Here is a 15173-nt window from a genome sequence, read left to right as displayed (position 1 = left end):
GAGATTACGCCCGCCGCCCGGCCTCCCGGCAGCGCCAGAAAACGCGTGCGAGTCTCATCAGTTCTGTCCATGCGCATCCTCAATCTCTCCGCCTATCAGTTCGCGACGCTCGACAACACGGTCGAATGGCGCCCGCAAGTCCTCGATCGCTGCAAGTCGCTCGACTTGCGGGGCACGATCCTGCTTGCACCGGAAGGCATCAATCTGTTTGTCGCGGGCGAAGAAACCGCCGTGCGCACCTTCATCGACTACATCCGCCACGATCCGCTCTTCGAGGGCAAGTTCGCGACGCTGCAGTTCAAGGAAAGCTTCTCCGAAACGCGCCCGTTCAATCGCATGCTCGTGCGCCTGAAGCGCGAGATCATCACGATGAAGAAACCGGCGATCCGTCCCGAAGAGGGCCGCGCGCCGTCGGTTGCGCCGGTCACGCTGAAGGCATGGCTCGACCGGGGTCACGATGACGAGGGCCGCCCGGTCGTGATGCTCGACACGCGCAACGCCTTTGAAGTAGACGTCGGCACGTTCGAGCAAGCGCTCGACTACCGCATCGACAAGTTCAGCGAATTCCCCGCTGTGATCGAAGCGAACCGCGCCGATCTCGAAGGCAAGACCGTCGTGTCGTTCTGCACGGGCGGAATCCGCTGCGAGAAGGCCGCCATCCACATGAAGGAAGCGGGCATCGAGAACGTCTACCAGCTCGAAGGCGGTATTCTCAAATATTTCGAGGAAGTGGGCGGCGCGCACTATCACGGCGACTGCTTCGTGTTCGACCAACGCACCGCGCTTAATCCGAACCTCGAAGCCACCGACACCGTTCAATGCTTTGCATGCCGTGCCGTTGTGCCCCCGGCCGGGCAGGCATCGCCGCTCTATGTTGTGGGCAAGACCTGCCCGGCGTGCCATCCGGCGCGCGAGCAAGGCGACGCAGCTTCGGCGCAGGCCGGCCTGGCCGCCTGAGCGCACCGAAAACGCACGCGCGCGTGAGCGACACCCACTACGCGAGCGCGCCCGGTCATCTTCCCTACCGCGGCCGCTTCGCCCCCTCGCCGACCGGCCCGCTGCATTTCGGCTCGCTCGTCTCGGCGCTCGCGAGCTGGCTCGACGCGCGCGCGCACGGCGGTACGTGGCTCGTGCGCGTTGAGGACATCGATGGTCCGCGCACCGTGCCCGGCGCGGCGCAGGACATCCTGGCGACGCTCGAACGCTTCGGCTTTCAGGCCGATGAACCTCCCGTCTGGCAAAGCGCGCGAACCGATCGCTATCGCGCGGCGCTCGACAGGCTGCTGGCCGCGCGCCACGTCTATCCGTGCGGTTGCACGCGCAAGGAAATCGCCGATTCGCAACTGCACGCGCATCAGCGCAATACCACGCTGATTTACCCCGGTACCTGCCGGAACGGCCTGCACGGCAAGCACGCGCGCGCGTGGCGCCTGCGCGTACCCGTAGACGCACCGCCGGGCGCGGCCGTAATCCGCTTCGACGACCGCTGGCTAGGCCCGCAGTCGCAGAATCTCGCAACCGATGTGGGCGACTTCGTTCTGCTGCGCGCGGACGGTCAGTGGGCGTACCAGCTTGCGGTGGTCGTCGATGACGCCGAACAGGGCATCACACACGTCGTGCGCGGCGCGGACCTGCTCGACTCGACGGCGCGCCAGATCTGGCTGCAACGCTGCCTCGGCGTGCCTTCGCTCACTTACCTGCATGTTCCGGTCGTGACCAACGACGACGGCGAGAAGCTCTCGAAACAGACTGGCGCGCAGGCACTCGATGGTGTGCGTCCGCTCGATGCGCTCGTCGCGGCAGCCCGGCATCTGGGGCTGGAATTGTGCGATCCCGCACCGGCCACGCTGGACGCTTTTCACGCTGACGCCATCGACGCCTGGCGGCGTCGGCTCGCGAAGTTGCCTGTCGTGGACTAGATACGGCTGGCTGAATGCGCTGGCCTGAACCCGGTGGTCGACGCACGGTAATCGGAACGCGGCAAACCGAGTCAGGCAGTCGAGACGCGGCGGACGCGCCACACACACTTGGCCGCAAAGTCCACGAGCACGACCCGCACCATTCAAACCCACCAAAACAAAACGGCGTGCCGCCTGGCACGCCGTTTTGTTTCTACCTTTACCTGCGCCGAAGTTCGACGTCAGTTCGACGAAGACGAAGAAGGCTTGTTACGCCACGACGCCCCGAGGCCGCCCAACAGCGCCGCGAGCGGCTGCTTCGACTGCGACTTCTGCGGCGCGACCGTGTTCGTCGCATTCGTGTCCTCGGCGGCCTTGCGCGTTGACGGCGACGGCTCATAGGGCTTCAGGAAGAACTCGTCGACGGGCTGCGCACGATGATGCGGCCTGTCGAACGACCCCGTGCGGCGATGGCCATGAGCCGAGCGCTCGCCACGATCACCACGCTCACCGCGCTCGTGACGGCCGCGGCTGCCGCCTTCGTGATGCACGGCCGGCGCATCGACGACCAGACGCTCCACGGTCAGCGGACGCTTGATGAGCTTCTCAATGTCGGCGAGCTGCTTCTTCTCGTTCGGGCTGCACAGCGAAAGCGCGTCGCCCGACGCACCAGCGCGGCCCGTTCGGCCGATGCGGTGCACGTAGTCTTCCGCGTTGAACGGCAAATCGAAGTTGATCACGGCCGGCAGTTCGGCGATGTCGAGGCCGCGCGCGGCCACGTCGGTCGCAACAAGCGCCTCGATCTCGCCGCGCTTGAACGCGTCGAGGGCCTGCATGCGCTCGTTCTGCGAACGGTCGCCGTGAATCGCCGCCGCGACAATGCCCTGCTTCTCGATCGTGCGCGCAAGGCGGCTCGCACCGATCTTGCTGTTGCAGAACACGATCACCTGCTTCAGGCCGCGATCGCGGATCAGTTGCACGACGGCGCCGGCCTTGTCGCCCTCGTGGACTTCGTAGACGACCTGCGTGACGTTCGTGGCCGTCGAGTTGCTGCGCGCGACTTCGATCGTCTGCGGAGTGCGCAGATACGTGGCGGCCAGCTTTTTGATTTCGCCCGAGAACGTAGCCGAGAACAGCAGCGTCTGACGCTCCTTCGGCAGCAGGTTCAGGATGCGCTGCAGATCCGGCAGGAAGCCCATGTCGAGCATGCGGTCGGCTTCGTCGAGGACGAGCATCTGCACCTGGCCGAGATTCGTCGTCTTCTGCTGGACGTGGTCGAGCAGGCGGCCCGGCGTCGCGATCAGGATCTCGACGCCGCGGCGCAGTTCGTCGGACTGCGGATTCATGTCGACGCCACCGAACACCACCGCGCTACGCAGCGGCGTGTGCGTCGCATACGAGCGCACGTTGGCGGCGACCTGGTCGGCCAGTTCGCGTGTCGGTGTGAGGATCAGTGCACGCACCGGATGGCGGGCGGGCGAGGCGCTCGTGTTCGCGTTGGGCAACAGGCGCTGGAGGATCGGCAGCGAGAAACTCGCGGTCTTGCCGGTGCCGGTCTGCGCGGCACCCATCACGTCGCGGCCCGTGAGCACCACGGGGATCGCCTGCGCCTGGATGGGCGTGGGCGTCGTGTAGCCCTGCTCGTCGATCGCCTTGAGGATTTCGGGTGCAAGGCCAAACTGGTCGAAAGTCGCAGTGCTGGGCTTGACGTCAGTGTCGGACATGGTGGCTTCGCTATAAAGGCGCCTGAGCGCTTGACGCCGCGGCGCTGACGGCCGGGCGCCGCAACGGACGCGCGGGTCGCGGCTCGCAGCCCGGCGGGCCGCGAGGAGTACGCCCGGCGCAAGTCACCGGCGTACAGCCGGGGTATCGCTCCCGCACCGACGAATCGGCCCGGACGCAAGGTCGCGCGCTTCCCCCGGCTCTCATCCGGCAGGTCGAGCGGCCCGCAGCGTTTTTCTGCGGCCGGCGCACCCCGCCGAAAGCGCGGTATTGTAGCACCCTGGCATAAATCCCACTGGCAACGCGTCAGGGCCTCTGCGCCGGGCCGCCCCTTGTCCGGCGCGGCGTGGTCGCTCCCCATCATTTGGGGCGCCCGCGAAACGTGGCGCAGAGGCAATCCGGAAGCAGCGCGCGCTCAGCGCATGATCGTCGCGCAGCCGGCGAGCACCGCCGCTGCGTTCTCGCCCGCCGTGGCATCGAAGAGATCGGCGCGCGGCCCCTTCGTCCACCACGTGTAGCGGTCCGCCTGATACTTCACACCCGATGCCGCGATGGTCGAGACAAACAGGAAGTTCTGTCCCCGTACCGGCAACACTGCGAAGCTCTGGCCGTTCTTCGCATTGAGATAGGTGACCTTGAAAGTCTTGCCGTTGGCACAGGTGTAACTGAAGGTGTGACGCGATTGCGTCTGGATCTCGTGCACGACCAGTTGCGCAGCATGCGCGCGCACCGTGGCTGCGCCGCAGACGAGGGCCAGCGCTGCCGCGGCATGAGCCGCACGACTCACCCGATCTGCAACGCGTTTGTGCTTGCTCTTCATCGCGTCCTCCCACCGTTGCATCGTTCGTTGCTCCACGTGCGGCTTATCAGGGATCGATCACCGCGGCGCAGGCATCGGTTGGCGCTGCGGCGGCATGACCGACTACCGGCACGATTTTCAGCCCCGCCGAGGCCACGCGGCACGGCGCCGCCGCGAGACCGCAGCCCGACAGCGCAATGAGCCCGTACGCAGCGGCCACGACGAGGCGTACCCAGCGAGACGGCATCGACATTTTCATCGGATCTTCCTGCCTTCGTACGACACGATAGACAGGCAGCGCGCGAACGGCGCGCGCGCTGCACCATCCGGCGATTATGCGACGCTCAGCGATATGTGCGCTCCGTCCAGGTCAACGCCGCGCCGCTCAGTTCGTCGAGGAGCAGGACTGCGTGACCGGGGAGCGGTGTGCCGATCGCTCAGTCCGCCGAGGAACCCGGCACCGGGCGAACCGCCGCCGCCGATGCACGCGCACGCGCACGTGCTTCTTCGACGTCCGCCCCGGTCGCGAGCGCGACGCCCATGCGGCGCTTCACGAAGCTTTCCGGCTTGCCGAAGAGACGCAGGTCCGAATCCGGCACCGAAAGCGCCGCCTGCACCCCTTCAAACGCGATGCCATGCCCTTCGAGCCCGCCATAGATCACGGCCGACGCGCCCGGAGCGCGGGCCGTCGTATCGACGGGCAAGCCGAGGATTGCGCGCGCGTGCAGTTCGAACTCGGAAAAGCGCTGTGAAGCGAGCGTGACCAAGCCCGTATCGTGCGGACGCGGACTCACTTCCGAGAACCACACGTCGTCGCCGCGCACGAACAGTTCGACGCCGAAAATCCCGCGCCCGCCGAGCGCCTCGGTCACCTTGTGCGCAATGTCGCGCGAGCGTTCGAGCGCCTTCGGGCTCATCGGTTGCGGCTGCCACGATTCGACGTAGTCGCCATCCACCTGCAGATGGCCGATCGGATCGCAGAAATACGTCTTCACCTGGCCGCTTGCCGGATCGATGGCGCGCACGGTCAACTGCGTGATTTCGTAATCGAAGTTGATGAAGCCTTCGACGATCACACGGCCACGATTCACACGCCCGCCCGCGAGCGCGTACTCCCACGCTTTCTCGACGTCGGCATCGCTGCGCACGACCGACTGCCCCTTGCCCGACGATGACATGACCGGCTTCACCACACACGGGTAGCCAACCTTCGCAACGCCCGCCTTCAGTTCGTCGAGCGAGTCGGCAAACGCGTACGGCGAGGTGGCGAGACCCAGCTCCTCGGCGGCGAGGCATCGGATGCCCTCGCGGTTCATCGTGAGCTGGGCGGCGCGCGCGGTCGGAATCACCTCGGCGACGCCTTCGGATTCGACAGCGGCGAGCGCGTCGGTGGCGATGGCCTCGATCTCGGGCACGACGAGATGCGGGCGCTCGGCGTCGATCAGGGCGCGCAGCGCCTTGGGATCGGCCATGTCGATCACGTGCGCGCGATGTGCGACCTGATGGCCGGGCGCGTTCTCGTAGCGGTCGACGGCGATCACTTCGACGCCGAGGCGCTGCAGCGCGATGATCACTTCCTTGCCCAGTTCGCCTGCGCCGAGCAGCATGACGCGCGTGGCCGAGGCCGACAGCGGCGTGCCGATGCGAGTGCCGATCTCCATGATGTCTCCAGAATGACGGTGTTGCACGATACGAAAGAGCGCCGATGTTAACACGCGCGAACGCATGAAAGCGCTGCCACGCCCCGCGCGTGCAGGACGTCGGCGCTCAGGTAACGCGATGATTGTCTCGCGCGCATCCCCACTACTGCGTTACGCTTACGCCTTCGCTGAATACGAGGACCGATGCGATGCCAATCCGCTCGAGCACGCGCCCGCCGCGACGCCAACCCGGACTCCAGACCGGACGCAAACCGGAGCGCTCTTCCATGCGCCTGATCGCGTCGCGCATTGCGCCGTTCGCCGCCGCCCTTTTGCTGGCCGCGTGCACGATGCCCGTCCATGATTACGCATCCGCGCCGCCGTCTGATCCATTCGTGCCCGCGGCGACGCAGTTGCTCGACAACACTCAGTGGCAGCTAGTCGAATGGAAGCAGGCCGACGGCACGTTGCGCGCAGTGCCTGGCGCGGCGGCCAACGGCGTGGCCGGCGGACACCCCATCACGCTCGATCTGTCGACCGAGACCGGCCAGCGCCGCGTGAGCGGCTTCTCGGGCTGCAACCGCTACACGGGCAGCTACACGCTGAAGAACGGCTTGCTTTCGTTCGGGCAGATGGCCGGCACGCGTATGGCGTGCGTCGGTTTGGGCGGCGATATCGAAGGTGCGTTCCTCGACGCCCTCTCCCACATCGCGCGCAGCGGCGTGCAGATGCGCGAGCCGCGCTCGCTGCTGCTCATCCTCGAAAACGGCGACCGCCTGACCTTCAAGCATCCGGACGGCGCTGCGGCGACGCAGCCCGCCCAGTGAGCGCCTCACGCTCCGGGCGCCACGCCGTGGACCGGCGTGGCATTGCGCTTGATTCTCGCGATTCGCACGGTTCGCACGGCGGGCGCGATACGCACAGGCCACGGCGGCCCGCACGCGATTACGCCTGCGTCAAGGTGCGCGTAGCGTCGCCGCCAGCCGCGTGTCGGGCCAAGACGGCCGAGCGGTTACACTCGACGCGTTGTACTACTTCCATTCGTTTATCTCTGGCATGCACACGGTAGTTCCTGGCTGGCTCGGCGCCTCGTCCATCTGGTTGATCCCTCTGATCTGGCGTCTCGTCAGGTCCGTCCTGCCCGGTGGTTCCGGCGTGCGCGGACCGGGCACGATCCGGCTCTGGGTTGGTTTTCTCTGCGTGCTCGTCGCGAGCTGCACGCTCGAAGCGACGCTGATTCACATTAGCGGTTTCAATGCGCTCGGGCAGGCGCTCGGCTCGGGACTCGGCAAACTGGTCGGTCACGTCGCCGCACCGCTCGTGATGACAGCACTTTTCGTCGTGAGCCTGCCGTGGTTCCTCGATTTCCGCTGGCGCGGCGTGCTCGCCTGGGCGGACGTGTCGCTCGGGCTGGGCCTCAACATCCGCGCGGAACATGACGACGATCGCCAGCCGCGCAGCGAGCGGCGCAGCCGCCGTGCAGTGGATAACGACACCGCGCCTGCGCGTGGCGTGAGCGGTGCTCATTCCGTCGATTCACAGACCACGCTCGACGGTTCGCCGCGTCGGCGCCCGACCGTGTGGCGGCCGCCCGCGACGACCGTAAAGGCGGCGGGCGCTGCTGCAGGTGGCATTGCGTCGGGCGCGGCTGCGGCAAGCGGTGACGCGTCGCGAGGCGCCTCGCCATGGCGCGCCGAACCGCGTCTGACGGACCAGACGGCCCCGGCGTCGGGGTTGGCCCGCAGTGAACCGGTCGCGCCCGCGGGATGGCTGCGCACGACGCCGCCCACGGGCGGTCGTGTCGCGACGGGACCCGCTTCGGTTACCGACACGCGACGGCAAACGGCACGCGCAGCCGAACCTCTGGCTGGAGCCCCTACGCAGACGCCCGGCGCTAATGCGCCGTGGCGCGCCGAACCGGTTCGCCCACCGATGCCAGCGGTACGCACTGCGGCATCGGCTATTTCGGTCGCGCCCGGCGCTACGCCGGCCGCCCAGGCCTTCGACGCCGCCACTGCAGGCGCACGCACCGCGACGCCGCTCGATCCGCTCGCGTCGCCATTTGCGAAAACGCTGCCGGCCCGGCGCAACGGCCCGCCGCCGGTAGCGGGCAGCACGGCTGCACGCGCCGCCGCTTCTGCTCCGCCGCTGCCTCGGCCGAAGCCGCCCCGCCCTTTCGTATGGCCGACGAAATCTGCGCGCGACACCATGCGAGCGCAGCCGGGCACGCCGATGACAGTGCCGCCCGAAGCGACTGCATCCTGGCCGCAAACTGCTTTGCCGGCCCAGCCAAAATCGCCCGCACCGGTGACGACAAACGTGCTCGACACGCTGCGCTCGATCGAGGACAACGCCGCGCGCTGGACGACGCTCGCCGGCGCGAGCCTCGCTCGACGCTCCGCTATCGAGGATCACCCGGCGGACGCGATTGGGGCGGATGCGAATCTGTCTGACGCGAATACACCGGAGCCGCAATTCCCGAGCGCTGCGGCACAACCCGCCGCTGCCGCGGCTACGACGAGTGTGGGCACGATTGCCGCACCTCTCCCGGCCACCGCTGGGATGTGGTCCGCCGAAACGGACGCTATCGCCACGGCCCATGGCGAATTCGATGCATCACCGGCCACCGGAGTGCAACAGACACAGTCCGCAGCCGCGCCTTTTGCGTGGTTGCCCGACACGCCTACGACGTTCGTCACACCGCAGCCAGTCGCCATGCACGATGCCGATCCGGACTTCGTGCCGGGTGACGAGGCACCGCCCGCTGACTCGATCGCTGATGGCACGCGCACGCTCGCGCCCGATACGGCAACGCCGTTTTCCACGACGCCGTTTGATCTGCCCGACGCGTGGCCTGCTGCGGTGCCGGCCACTACAGGCGTGACTGCACCCTTCGGCGCACCGGCCCACGATACCGTTCCCGACGCCCCCCACGCGGGCATTCAGTCGATGTGGCGCACCGAAACCGGCCACGTAACCGCTGCGACAACGCGCGGCCAATTCCTGCACAACGTGATGCCCGACGCGCCGCCAGCCGAAGCCGCGCAGCATCAAAGTGCGACCATGACGGCTGGTCAGGACAGCGGGGTGACGCCGCTCGCGTTCGCAGCGCCGCCGCAGCCGTCCTGGCCGGCGACTGAGCACGGCCTCGCACCGTGGGTCCTGCTCGACGACGAACCGCTGGACGAAATTCAAGCGTCACCGGAGCCAGCCGAGGCAACGGGCACCGACGACGCGCTCATGACGTTCGCCTCAGTGCGTACGGACGTGGCGATGCCCATCACGCCGACGGCTGCGCCGGTTGCGGCCCCTGTCACGGTTAATACGCCTGCGGTTGAGACGCCTGCAGCGCGCGAACCGATCATCGCCGACGCAGTCGCCGAACAGCTCATAACGGCAGACACGAACACAAATGAAACGCCACCCGCGCGCGTGACGATCGGCGCCGATGAAGCGGCACAACAGCGCGCGAGCGCCCTCCCCGCTTCGCAGGGGTCATCGGACGGCTCGAACGTCGTGCGCTTCCCGCGCGTCGTTGAAACGCCGTGGGAAATCGCGCCCGCACAGGTCGCACAACCAGCACCCTCGCCGACCACGCCAATCGCACCCAGCGCGCCGTCGATCGCTGCACCATGGGAAGTCCCCGCAATCCCCGCGCCGTTCCCACACGCCGTGACAACTGCCGCACCCGGACCAACGTTCGCCGCAGCCACCTCGGCCCCAACCGCTGAGCCCGAAAGCGACCCAGACGACACGGAAGCCCGACCGTCCCCCACGACAGAAGACCCCCCCGTGCGCCAGCCGGTGCGCGGCCACGCGCCGACGGGCTTCGTGTTCGAACCGCTCACCGCGTCGGCAGTCGAACTGCCCGGCCTCGATCTGCTCGAGCGCGCTTCGTCGGACGCCGAACCGGTCTCCGAGGAAAAGCTCGCCGAAACGGGCCAGCTCATCGAGCAGCGCCTCCAGGAGTTCAAGGTGCCGGTCACGGTGGTCGGCGCGTCGGCGGGTCCGGTGATCACGCGCTTCGAAATCGAGCCCGCGCTCGGCGTGCGCGGCAGCCAGATCGTCGGCCTCATGAAGGACCTTTCGCGCGGCCTCGGCCTCACGTCGATCCGCGTCGTCGAAACGATCCCCGGCAAGACCTGCATGGGGCTCGAGCTGCCCAACGCGCGCCGCCACATGATCCGGCTCTCGGAGATCCTCGAATCGACGCCGTGGCAGCGCTCGGCCTCGAAGCTCACGATCGCGCTGGGCAAGGACATCATCGGCCAGCCCGTCGTCACCGATCTCGCGAAGGCGCCGCACATGCTCGTCGCGGGCACGACCGGCTCGGGCAAATCCGTCGCGATCAACGCGATGATCCTCTCGCTCCTCTACAAGGCGGCGCCCGAGGACGTGCGGCTCATCATGATCGATCCGAAGATGCTCGAACTTTCGGTCTACGAGGGCATTCCGCATCTGCTCGCGCCGGTCGTCACGGACATGAAGCTCGCAGCCAACGCGCTCAACTGGTGCGTCGGCGAAATGGAAAAGCGCTACCGGCTGATGTCGGCCGTAGGCGTACGCAATCTCGCCGGCTTCAACCAGAAGATCCGGGACGCAGAGGCGCAGGAAAAGAAGATCGGCAATCCGTTCTCGCTCACGCCCGAGGCACCCGAGCCGCTCTCGCCGATGCCGATGATCGTCGTCGTGATCGACGAACTCGCCGACCTCATGATGGTGGCGGGCAAGAAGATCGAAGAGCTGATCGCGCGTCTCGCGCAGAAGGCGCGCGCGGCCGGCATCCACCTGATTCTCGCGACGCAGCGCCCCTCGGTCGACGTCATCACGGGCCTCATCAAGGCCAACATTCCGACGCGTGTGGCGTTCCAGGTGTCGTCGAAGATCGACTCGCGCACGATCCTCGACCAGATGGGCGCCGAGTCGCTGCTCGGCCAGGGCGACATGCTGTTCCTGCCGCCCGGCACGGGCTATCCGCAGCGTGTGCATGGCGCGTTCGTCGCCGATGAAGAAGTCCACGCGGTCGTCGAGTATCTGAAGCAGTTCGGCGAGCCCGAGTACGTGGAAGGCATCCTCGACGGACCCGCCTCCGAAGGCGCGGCGCAGGATCTCTTCGGCGACGCGCCCGACGCCGAAGCCGATCCGCTCTACGACGAAGCCGTCGCGTTCGTCGTGCGCACGCGGCGCGCGTCGATCTCGTCCGTGCAGCGGCAGTTGCGCATCGGCTATAACCGTGCCGCGCGGCTCGTCGAACAGATGGAGGCAGCAGGCCTCGTCTCCCCGATGGGCATCAACGGCAGCCGTGAAGTGCTCGTTCCGGGCCAGCCTGAGTGATTGAGGTGCGGCATACGCCGCGCCTCGGTCGGTTAGCCGGAATCACGGTGCGTTGACGCTCGCGAGGCATCGCACGGCAAACGCGTTATCGGGCGACGAACCTGAAATCGACCGGCGCCCCAATGTCGAGCCGCTTCGGGTCCGGCCCGAGCAGGCCGGTCTGCGGATCGCGGCGGAACACATAAGCCGTGTCGCTATTCTGGTTACCGACGATCAGCCACCGGCCGGTCGGATCGATGGAGAACTCGCGCGGCGTCTTGCCGAGACTCGACTGACGCCCGACGAACGAAAGCTTCCCGCTAGCCTGATCGACTGCGAAGATCGTGATGTCGTTGGCGTCGCCACGATTGGATGCGTACAGGAAACGCCCATCCGGCGACAGATGCAGCGCCGCTGCCCCCACCACGCCCTTGAAGCCGGGTTCGACGAGCGACTCGGTCTGCTCGGGCACGAGCTGCCCGTTCTGATCGCGAAGCACTGTGACCGACGCGGACAACTCGTCGATGACGTACGCGTGGCGTCCGTCATTGCTGAAGACCAGATGACGCGGGCCGGAACCCGCCTTCATCTCCGTGTAATGCCACTCGGCCGGGCTGACGACATCGTGGCCACCGTCCGCCATGTAGCGCCAGGTGTAGAGCTTGTCGGCGCCGAGATCCTGCGCGTAGAGGAGACGGCCATCGGGCGAGAACACCGTCGAGTGGACGTGAGCGCTGTCCTGGCGCCCCTTCACCGGGCCGCTCCCCTCGTGCCGCACGGTTTGCACGGGCGTGCCGAGCGTGCCGTCCTGCTCGACCGGCAGCACAACAAAACTGCCACCGGGATCAGCGGCAATCGAGTAGTTCGAAACGAACACATAGCGCCCATCCGGCGACAGGATCAGGTAGCACGGATCGTTGCCCTCGGCGGACACCTTGTTGAGAAACGTAAGTTGTCCGCTCGCGGGATCGAAGGCGAACGCACTCACGTCGCCGCGTAGCGACGCGGGACCGTCTTCGCCGGGCAATTCGTTGACGGCATAAACGAAGCGACGGTCGCGGCTCACGGCCAGATACGCGGGATTCACCGTCTTCGCGACACTCACAGGAGTGGCATCGCCAGTCTTCGTATCGAAACGGTAGACGTAGATCCCCTCGCTCCTGCCGCCCGTATAGGTCCCGACGATCAGGTTGTAGACGCCGTCCGCAGGTGCATCGGCAGCGGACGATTGGGCGAAGGCGTGGGTGGCGGAAACGAGAGTCATGATGACGAGACCGTCAATGAATTGATTGAGAAGATGGACCAGTCCGCGTGCACGCCGGCACGGGATGAACCGGTCCAGGCCGGGCACGGCGTATGCAGATGCAAGGCGCAAGAACACGTCGCCCCCTTCTTACGCAACAAAGCAGATCGGCGTCGCGCGCGAGCGCACCATGTTCTGACGGATCTGCCCCGAGTATAAGAGAGGCCGATCACCCGCGCGCGACACGCGCCCGCATACGGCCTGTACACATCGATAACGGGCCTGCGCCGCCCGCCAGCCGGGCCGAGCACGCGGATTGCGACGAACCGGCAAGCGTCCCTTCTGGCGCGTCGGCCCGTGGGAACGATTTTTTAAGCCATGGAACACGCCTGTGATTCGCGTGAACAGGCCTTATCAGGAATCGAACATGAACATCCACCTCGGCATTGGCCCGGTTGCCTCGCTCATCGCCGGCATCCTGATTCTCGTGGTGCCGCGCCTGCTCAACTACATCGTCGCGCTATACCTGATCATCATAGGAATGCTCGGGCTCGTCGGCGCCAGCGGGCACCTCTGAACGCCACGCCCTGCCCCGTCGGGCAAGCGGCACCGGCAAAACGCGTTGCGCACACACCCCTGCACCCACTAATCTTGTCCGTGCATGTGCCGTTAAACCGTACAACGCCTGTCGGATCGCTAACCATGCCCGCTCCCATCGAAGACTACGCCCTGATCGGCGACGGCCACACCGCCGCGCTCGTGTCCCGCGCCGGATCCATCGACTGGCTTTGCTGGCCGCGATTCGACTCCGGTGCGTGCTTTGCCGCGCTGCTCGGCACCGAGGAGAACGGCCGCTGGCTCATCGCCCCCGAGGTCGCCCCCGGCGTCGAGGTCAAGGTCACACGCCGCTACCGCGGCGAGACGCTGATTCTCGAAACCGACTTCGAGACGCCCGAAGGCGCCGTCACGCTGATCGACTTCATGCCGCCGGGCAACGGCTGGTCGGAACTCGTGCGCATCGTCGTGGGCCGGCGCGGCACCGTGCGCATGCATTCCGAACTGGTGCTGCGCTTCGACTATGGCTTTTCGGTGCCGTGGGTGAGCCGACTCACCTACGAGAACGGCGTCAAGGCGGTCGTCGGCCCGGATACCGTCGTCCTGCGCACGCCCGTGGACCTGCAAGGCGAAAACATGCGCACCGTCGCACAGTTCGAGGTGAAAGAAGGCGAGCGCGTGCCGTTCTCGATGTCGTATGCGGCCTCGCACCTGCGTCCGCCGCCGCCGCGCGACCCGTTCACGGCGCTCGCGCGCACCGAGAACTACTGGACCGAATGGTCGGCGCGCGGCACCGTCGAGGGTCGCTGGGCCGGGCCGATCCGGCGCTCGCTGATCACGCTGAAGGCGCTCGCCTACGAGCCGACCGGGGGCATCGTCGCCGCGCCAACCACCTCGCTGCCCGAGCAACTCGGTGGCACGCGCAACTGGGACTACCGTTACTGCTGGCTGCGCGACGCGACCATCACGCTGCTCGCGATGATGCGCGGCGGCTACTTCGACGAGGCGCGCGCCTGGCGTGCGTGGCTTGGCCGCGTCATGGCGGGCTCGCCGTCGCAGTTGCAGATCATGTACGGGCTCGCCGGCGAACGCCGTCTGCCTGAGTCCGAAATCGACTGGCTACCCGGCTACGAGGGCGCGAAGCCCGTGCGAATCGGCAATAACGCAGTCGGGCAACTGCAGCTCGACGTGTATGGCGAAGTCGCGAACGCGCTGCATCTAGCCCGTGTGGGCGGACTTCAGGCCGACGAAACCGCGTGGTCGATCCAGGGCGCGATGCTCGATCACCTGGAAAAGATCTGGACCGAGCCCGACGAGGGCATCTGGGAGACGCGCGGCGGCCGCCAGCACTTCACGTTCTCGAAAGTGATGGCGTGGGTGGCCTTCGAGCGCGCGGTCCGATCGGCGGAAAAATTCGGTCTGCCGGGACCGCTCGACCACTGGCGCGCAGTGCGCGACACGATCCACGCGACCATCTGCGCGCGCAGCTTCAACGCACAGCTCAATTCGTTCACACAGATCTACGAGGGCACCGAACTCGACGCGAGCCTCCTGCTCATGCCGCTGGTCGGTTTTCTGCCCGCATCTGACCCGCGCATCGCCGGAACGGTCGCGGCCATTGAGCGCGATCTGATGTGCGAAGGTTTCGTGATGCGCTACCGGACGACAGAATTCAACGACGGACTGCCTCCCGGCGAAGGCACCTTCCTCGCCTGCAGTTTCTGGATGGTCGACAACCTCGCGCTGCAGGGCCGCACGGACGACGCACGCGCGATGTACGAGCGCCTGCTGTCACTGGCAAACGACGTCGGGCTGCTGTCCGAGGAATACGACCCCGTCGCAGGGCGGCTGGTCGGCAATTTCCCGCAGGCGTTTTCGCACGTTGCGCTAGTCCATACGGGCTTGAACCTGATCCGCCACGAACAGGAAATGGCGAAGGAGACTGGGCACCCGCCGTGCAAAGGCGTTCCCGCGGAGACGGAAACTGTTGCGACGCCGTGACG

General features: G+C 66.8%; 11 protein-coding genes. 6 read left to right on the top strand and 5 right to left on the bottom strand.

The window, feature by feature from the left end:
* Positions 1 to 69 precede the first annotated feature (69 nt).
* Together L0U80_RS04295 and gluQRS are read left to right on the top strand one after the other, a co-directional pair.
* Positions 70 to 957: a sulfurtransferase gene (locus L0U80_RS04295; protein WP_233862728.1), complete on the top strand. Its 888-nt coding sequence runs from the start codon at positions 70 to 72 to the stop codon at positions 955 to 957.
* 23 nt (positions 958 to 980) lie between these two features.
* Positions 981 to 1919 (top strand): tRNA glutamyl-Q(34) synthetase GluQRS, encoded by a 939-nt coding sequence (gene gluQRS, locus L0U80_RS04290; protein WP_233862727.1) that lies wholly within the window; start codon positions 981 to 983, stop codon positions 1917 to 1919.
* A gap of 221 nt (positions 1920 to 2140) precedes the next feature.
* Here the strand turns inward: gluQRS and L0U80_RS04285 are convergent, their stop codons facing one another.
* The 4 genes from L0U80_RS04285 to purT all read right to left on the bottom strand — a co-directional run bounded on the left by L0U80_RS04285 (position 2141) and on the right by purT (position 6080).
* Positions 2141 to 3622 carry a DEAD/DEAH box helicase gene (locus L0U80_RS04285; RefSeq protein WP_233862725.1) on the bottom strand — a complete coding sequence of 494 codons (1482 nt, stop codon included), beginning with the start codon at positions 3620 to 3622 and terminating at the stop codon, positions 2141 to 2143.
* Between the two features lie 413 nt (positions 3623 to 4035).
* A complete protein-coding gene (locus L0U80_RS04280; protein ID WP_373322179.1) occupies positions 4036 to 4440 on the bottom strand; it encodes an MliC family protein in 405 nt (134 codons plus the stop codon).
* A gap of 46 nt (positions 4441 to 4486) precedes the next feature.
* Positions 4487 to 4666, bottom strand: a complete 180-nt coding sequence (locus L0U80_RS04275; protein WP_233865651.1) for a DUF6726 family protein — start codon at positions 4664 to 4666, stop codon at positions 4487 to 4489.
* Positions 4667 to 4856: 190 nt separating this feature from the next.
* A complete protein-coding gene (gene purT, locus L0U80_RS04270; RefSeq protein WP_233862724.1) occupies positions 4857 to 6080 on the bottom strand; it encodes a formate-dependent phosphoribosylglycinamide formyltransferase in 1224 nt (407 codons plus the stop codon).
* A 266-nt stretch (positions 6081 to 6346) separates the two neighbouring features.
* Here purT and L0U80_RS04265 point away from each other — a divergent pair, with 266 nt between their 5' ends.
* Both L0U80_RS04265 and L0U80_RS04260 read left to right on the top strand, forming a co-directional pair.
* A complete protein-coding gene (locus tag L0U80_RS04265; RefSeq protein WP_233862722.1) occupies positions 6347 to 6886 on the top strand; it encodes an META domain-containing protein in 540 nt (179 codons plus the stop codon).
* 229 nt (positions 6887 to 7115) lie between these two features.
* On the top strand, positions 7116 to 11393 hold the full coding sequence (locus L0U80_RS04260) for an FtsK/SpoIIIE family DNA translocase (protein WP_233862721.1): 4278 nt from the start codon (positions 7116 to 7118) through the stop codon (positions 11391 to 11393).
* A gap of 85 nt (positions 11394 to 11478) precedes the next feature.
* Here L0U80_RS04260 and L0U80_RS04255 read toward each other — a convergent pair whose 3' ends face one another.
* Positions 11479 to 12636 (bottom strand): lactonase family protein, encoded by a 1158-nt coding sequence (locus L0U80_RS04255; protein ID WP_233862720.1) that lies wholly within the window; start codon positions 12634 to 12636, stop codon positions 11479 to 11481.
* Positions 12637 to 13042: 406 nt separating this feature from the next.
* Between L0U80_RS04255 and L0U80_RS04250 the strand changes: the two genes are divergently transcribed.
* Positions 13043 to 13192: a DUF3096 domain-containing protein gene (locus L0U80_RS04250; RefSeq protein ID WP_233862719.1), complete on the top strand. Its 150-nt coding sequence runs from the start codon at positions 13043 to 13045 to the stop codon at positions 13190 to 13192.
* 125 nt (positions 13193 to 13317) lie between these two features.
* Complete coding sequence (locus L0U80_RS04245) at positions 13318 to 15171, top strand: glycoside hydrolase family 15 protein (protein ID WP_233862718.1); 1854 nt, start codon at positions 13318 to 13320, stop codon at positions 15169 to 15171.
* Positions 15172 to 15173 lie beyond the last annotated feature (2 nt).

Origin of the sequence: Paraburkholderia adhaesiva, assembly GCF_021390575.1 — a bacterium.
GTDB classification, from domain to species: domain Bacteria; phylum Pseudomonadota; class Gammaproteobacteria; order Burkholderiales; family Burkholderiaceae; genus Paraburkholderia; species Paraburkholderia adhaesiva.
This window is presented reverse-complemented; position numbering and strand designations above follow the sequence as displayed.

Bases quoted from the DNA above. Each gene is read 5' to 3' on its own strand.
- L0U80_RS04295 (WP_233862728.1), top strand. From the start codon at position 70: ATGCGCATCCTCAATCTCTCCGCCTATCAGTTCGCGACGCTCGACAAC.
- L0U80_RS04285 (WP_233862725.1), bottom strand. From the start codon at position 3,622: ATGTCCGACACTGACGTCAAGCCCAGCACTGCGACTTTCGACCAGTTT.
- L0U80_RS04280 (WP_373322179.1), bottom strand. From the start codon at position 4,440: ATGAAGAGCAAGCACAAACGCGTTGCAGATCGGGTGAGTCGTGCGGCT.
- L0U80_RS04275 (WP_233865651.1), bottom strand. From the start codon at position 4,666: ATGCCGTCTCGCTGGGTACGCCTCGTCGTGGCCGCTGCGTACGGGCTC.
- purT (WP_233862724.1), bottom strand. From the start codon at position 6,080: ATGGAGATCGGCACTCGCATCGGCACGCCGCTGTCGGCCTCGGCCACG.
- L0U80_RS04265 (WP_233862722.1), top strand. From the start codon at position 6,347: ATGCGCCTGATCGCGTCGCGCATTGCGCCGTTCGCCGCCGCCCTTTTG.
- L0U80_RS04260 (WP_233862721.1), top strand. From the start codon at position 7,116: ATGCACACGGTAGTTCCTGGCTGGCTCGGCGCCTCGTCCATCTGGTTG.
- L0U80_RS04255 (WP_233862720.1), bottom strand. From the start codon at position 12,636: ATGACTCTCGTTTCCGCCACCCACGCCTTCGCCCAATCGTCCGCTGCC.
- L0U80_RS04250 (WP_233862719.1), top strand. From the start codon at position 13,043: ATGAACATCCACCTCGGCATTGGCCCGGTTGCCTCGCTCATCGCCGGC.
- L0U80_RS04245 (WP_233862718.1), top strand. From the start codon at position 13,318: ATGCCCGCTCCCATCGAAGACTACGCCCTGATCGGCGACGGCCACACC.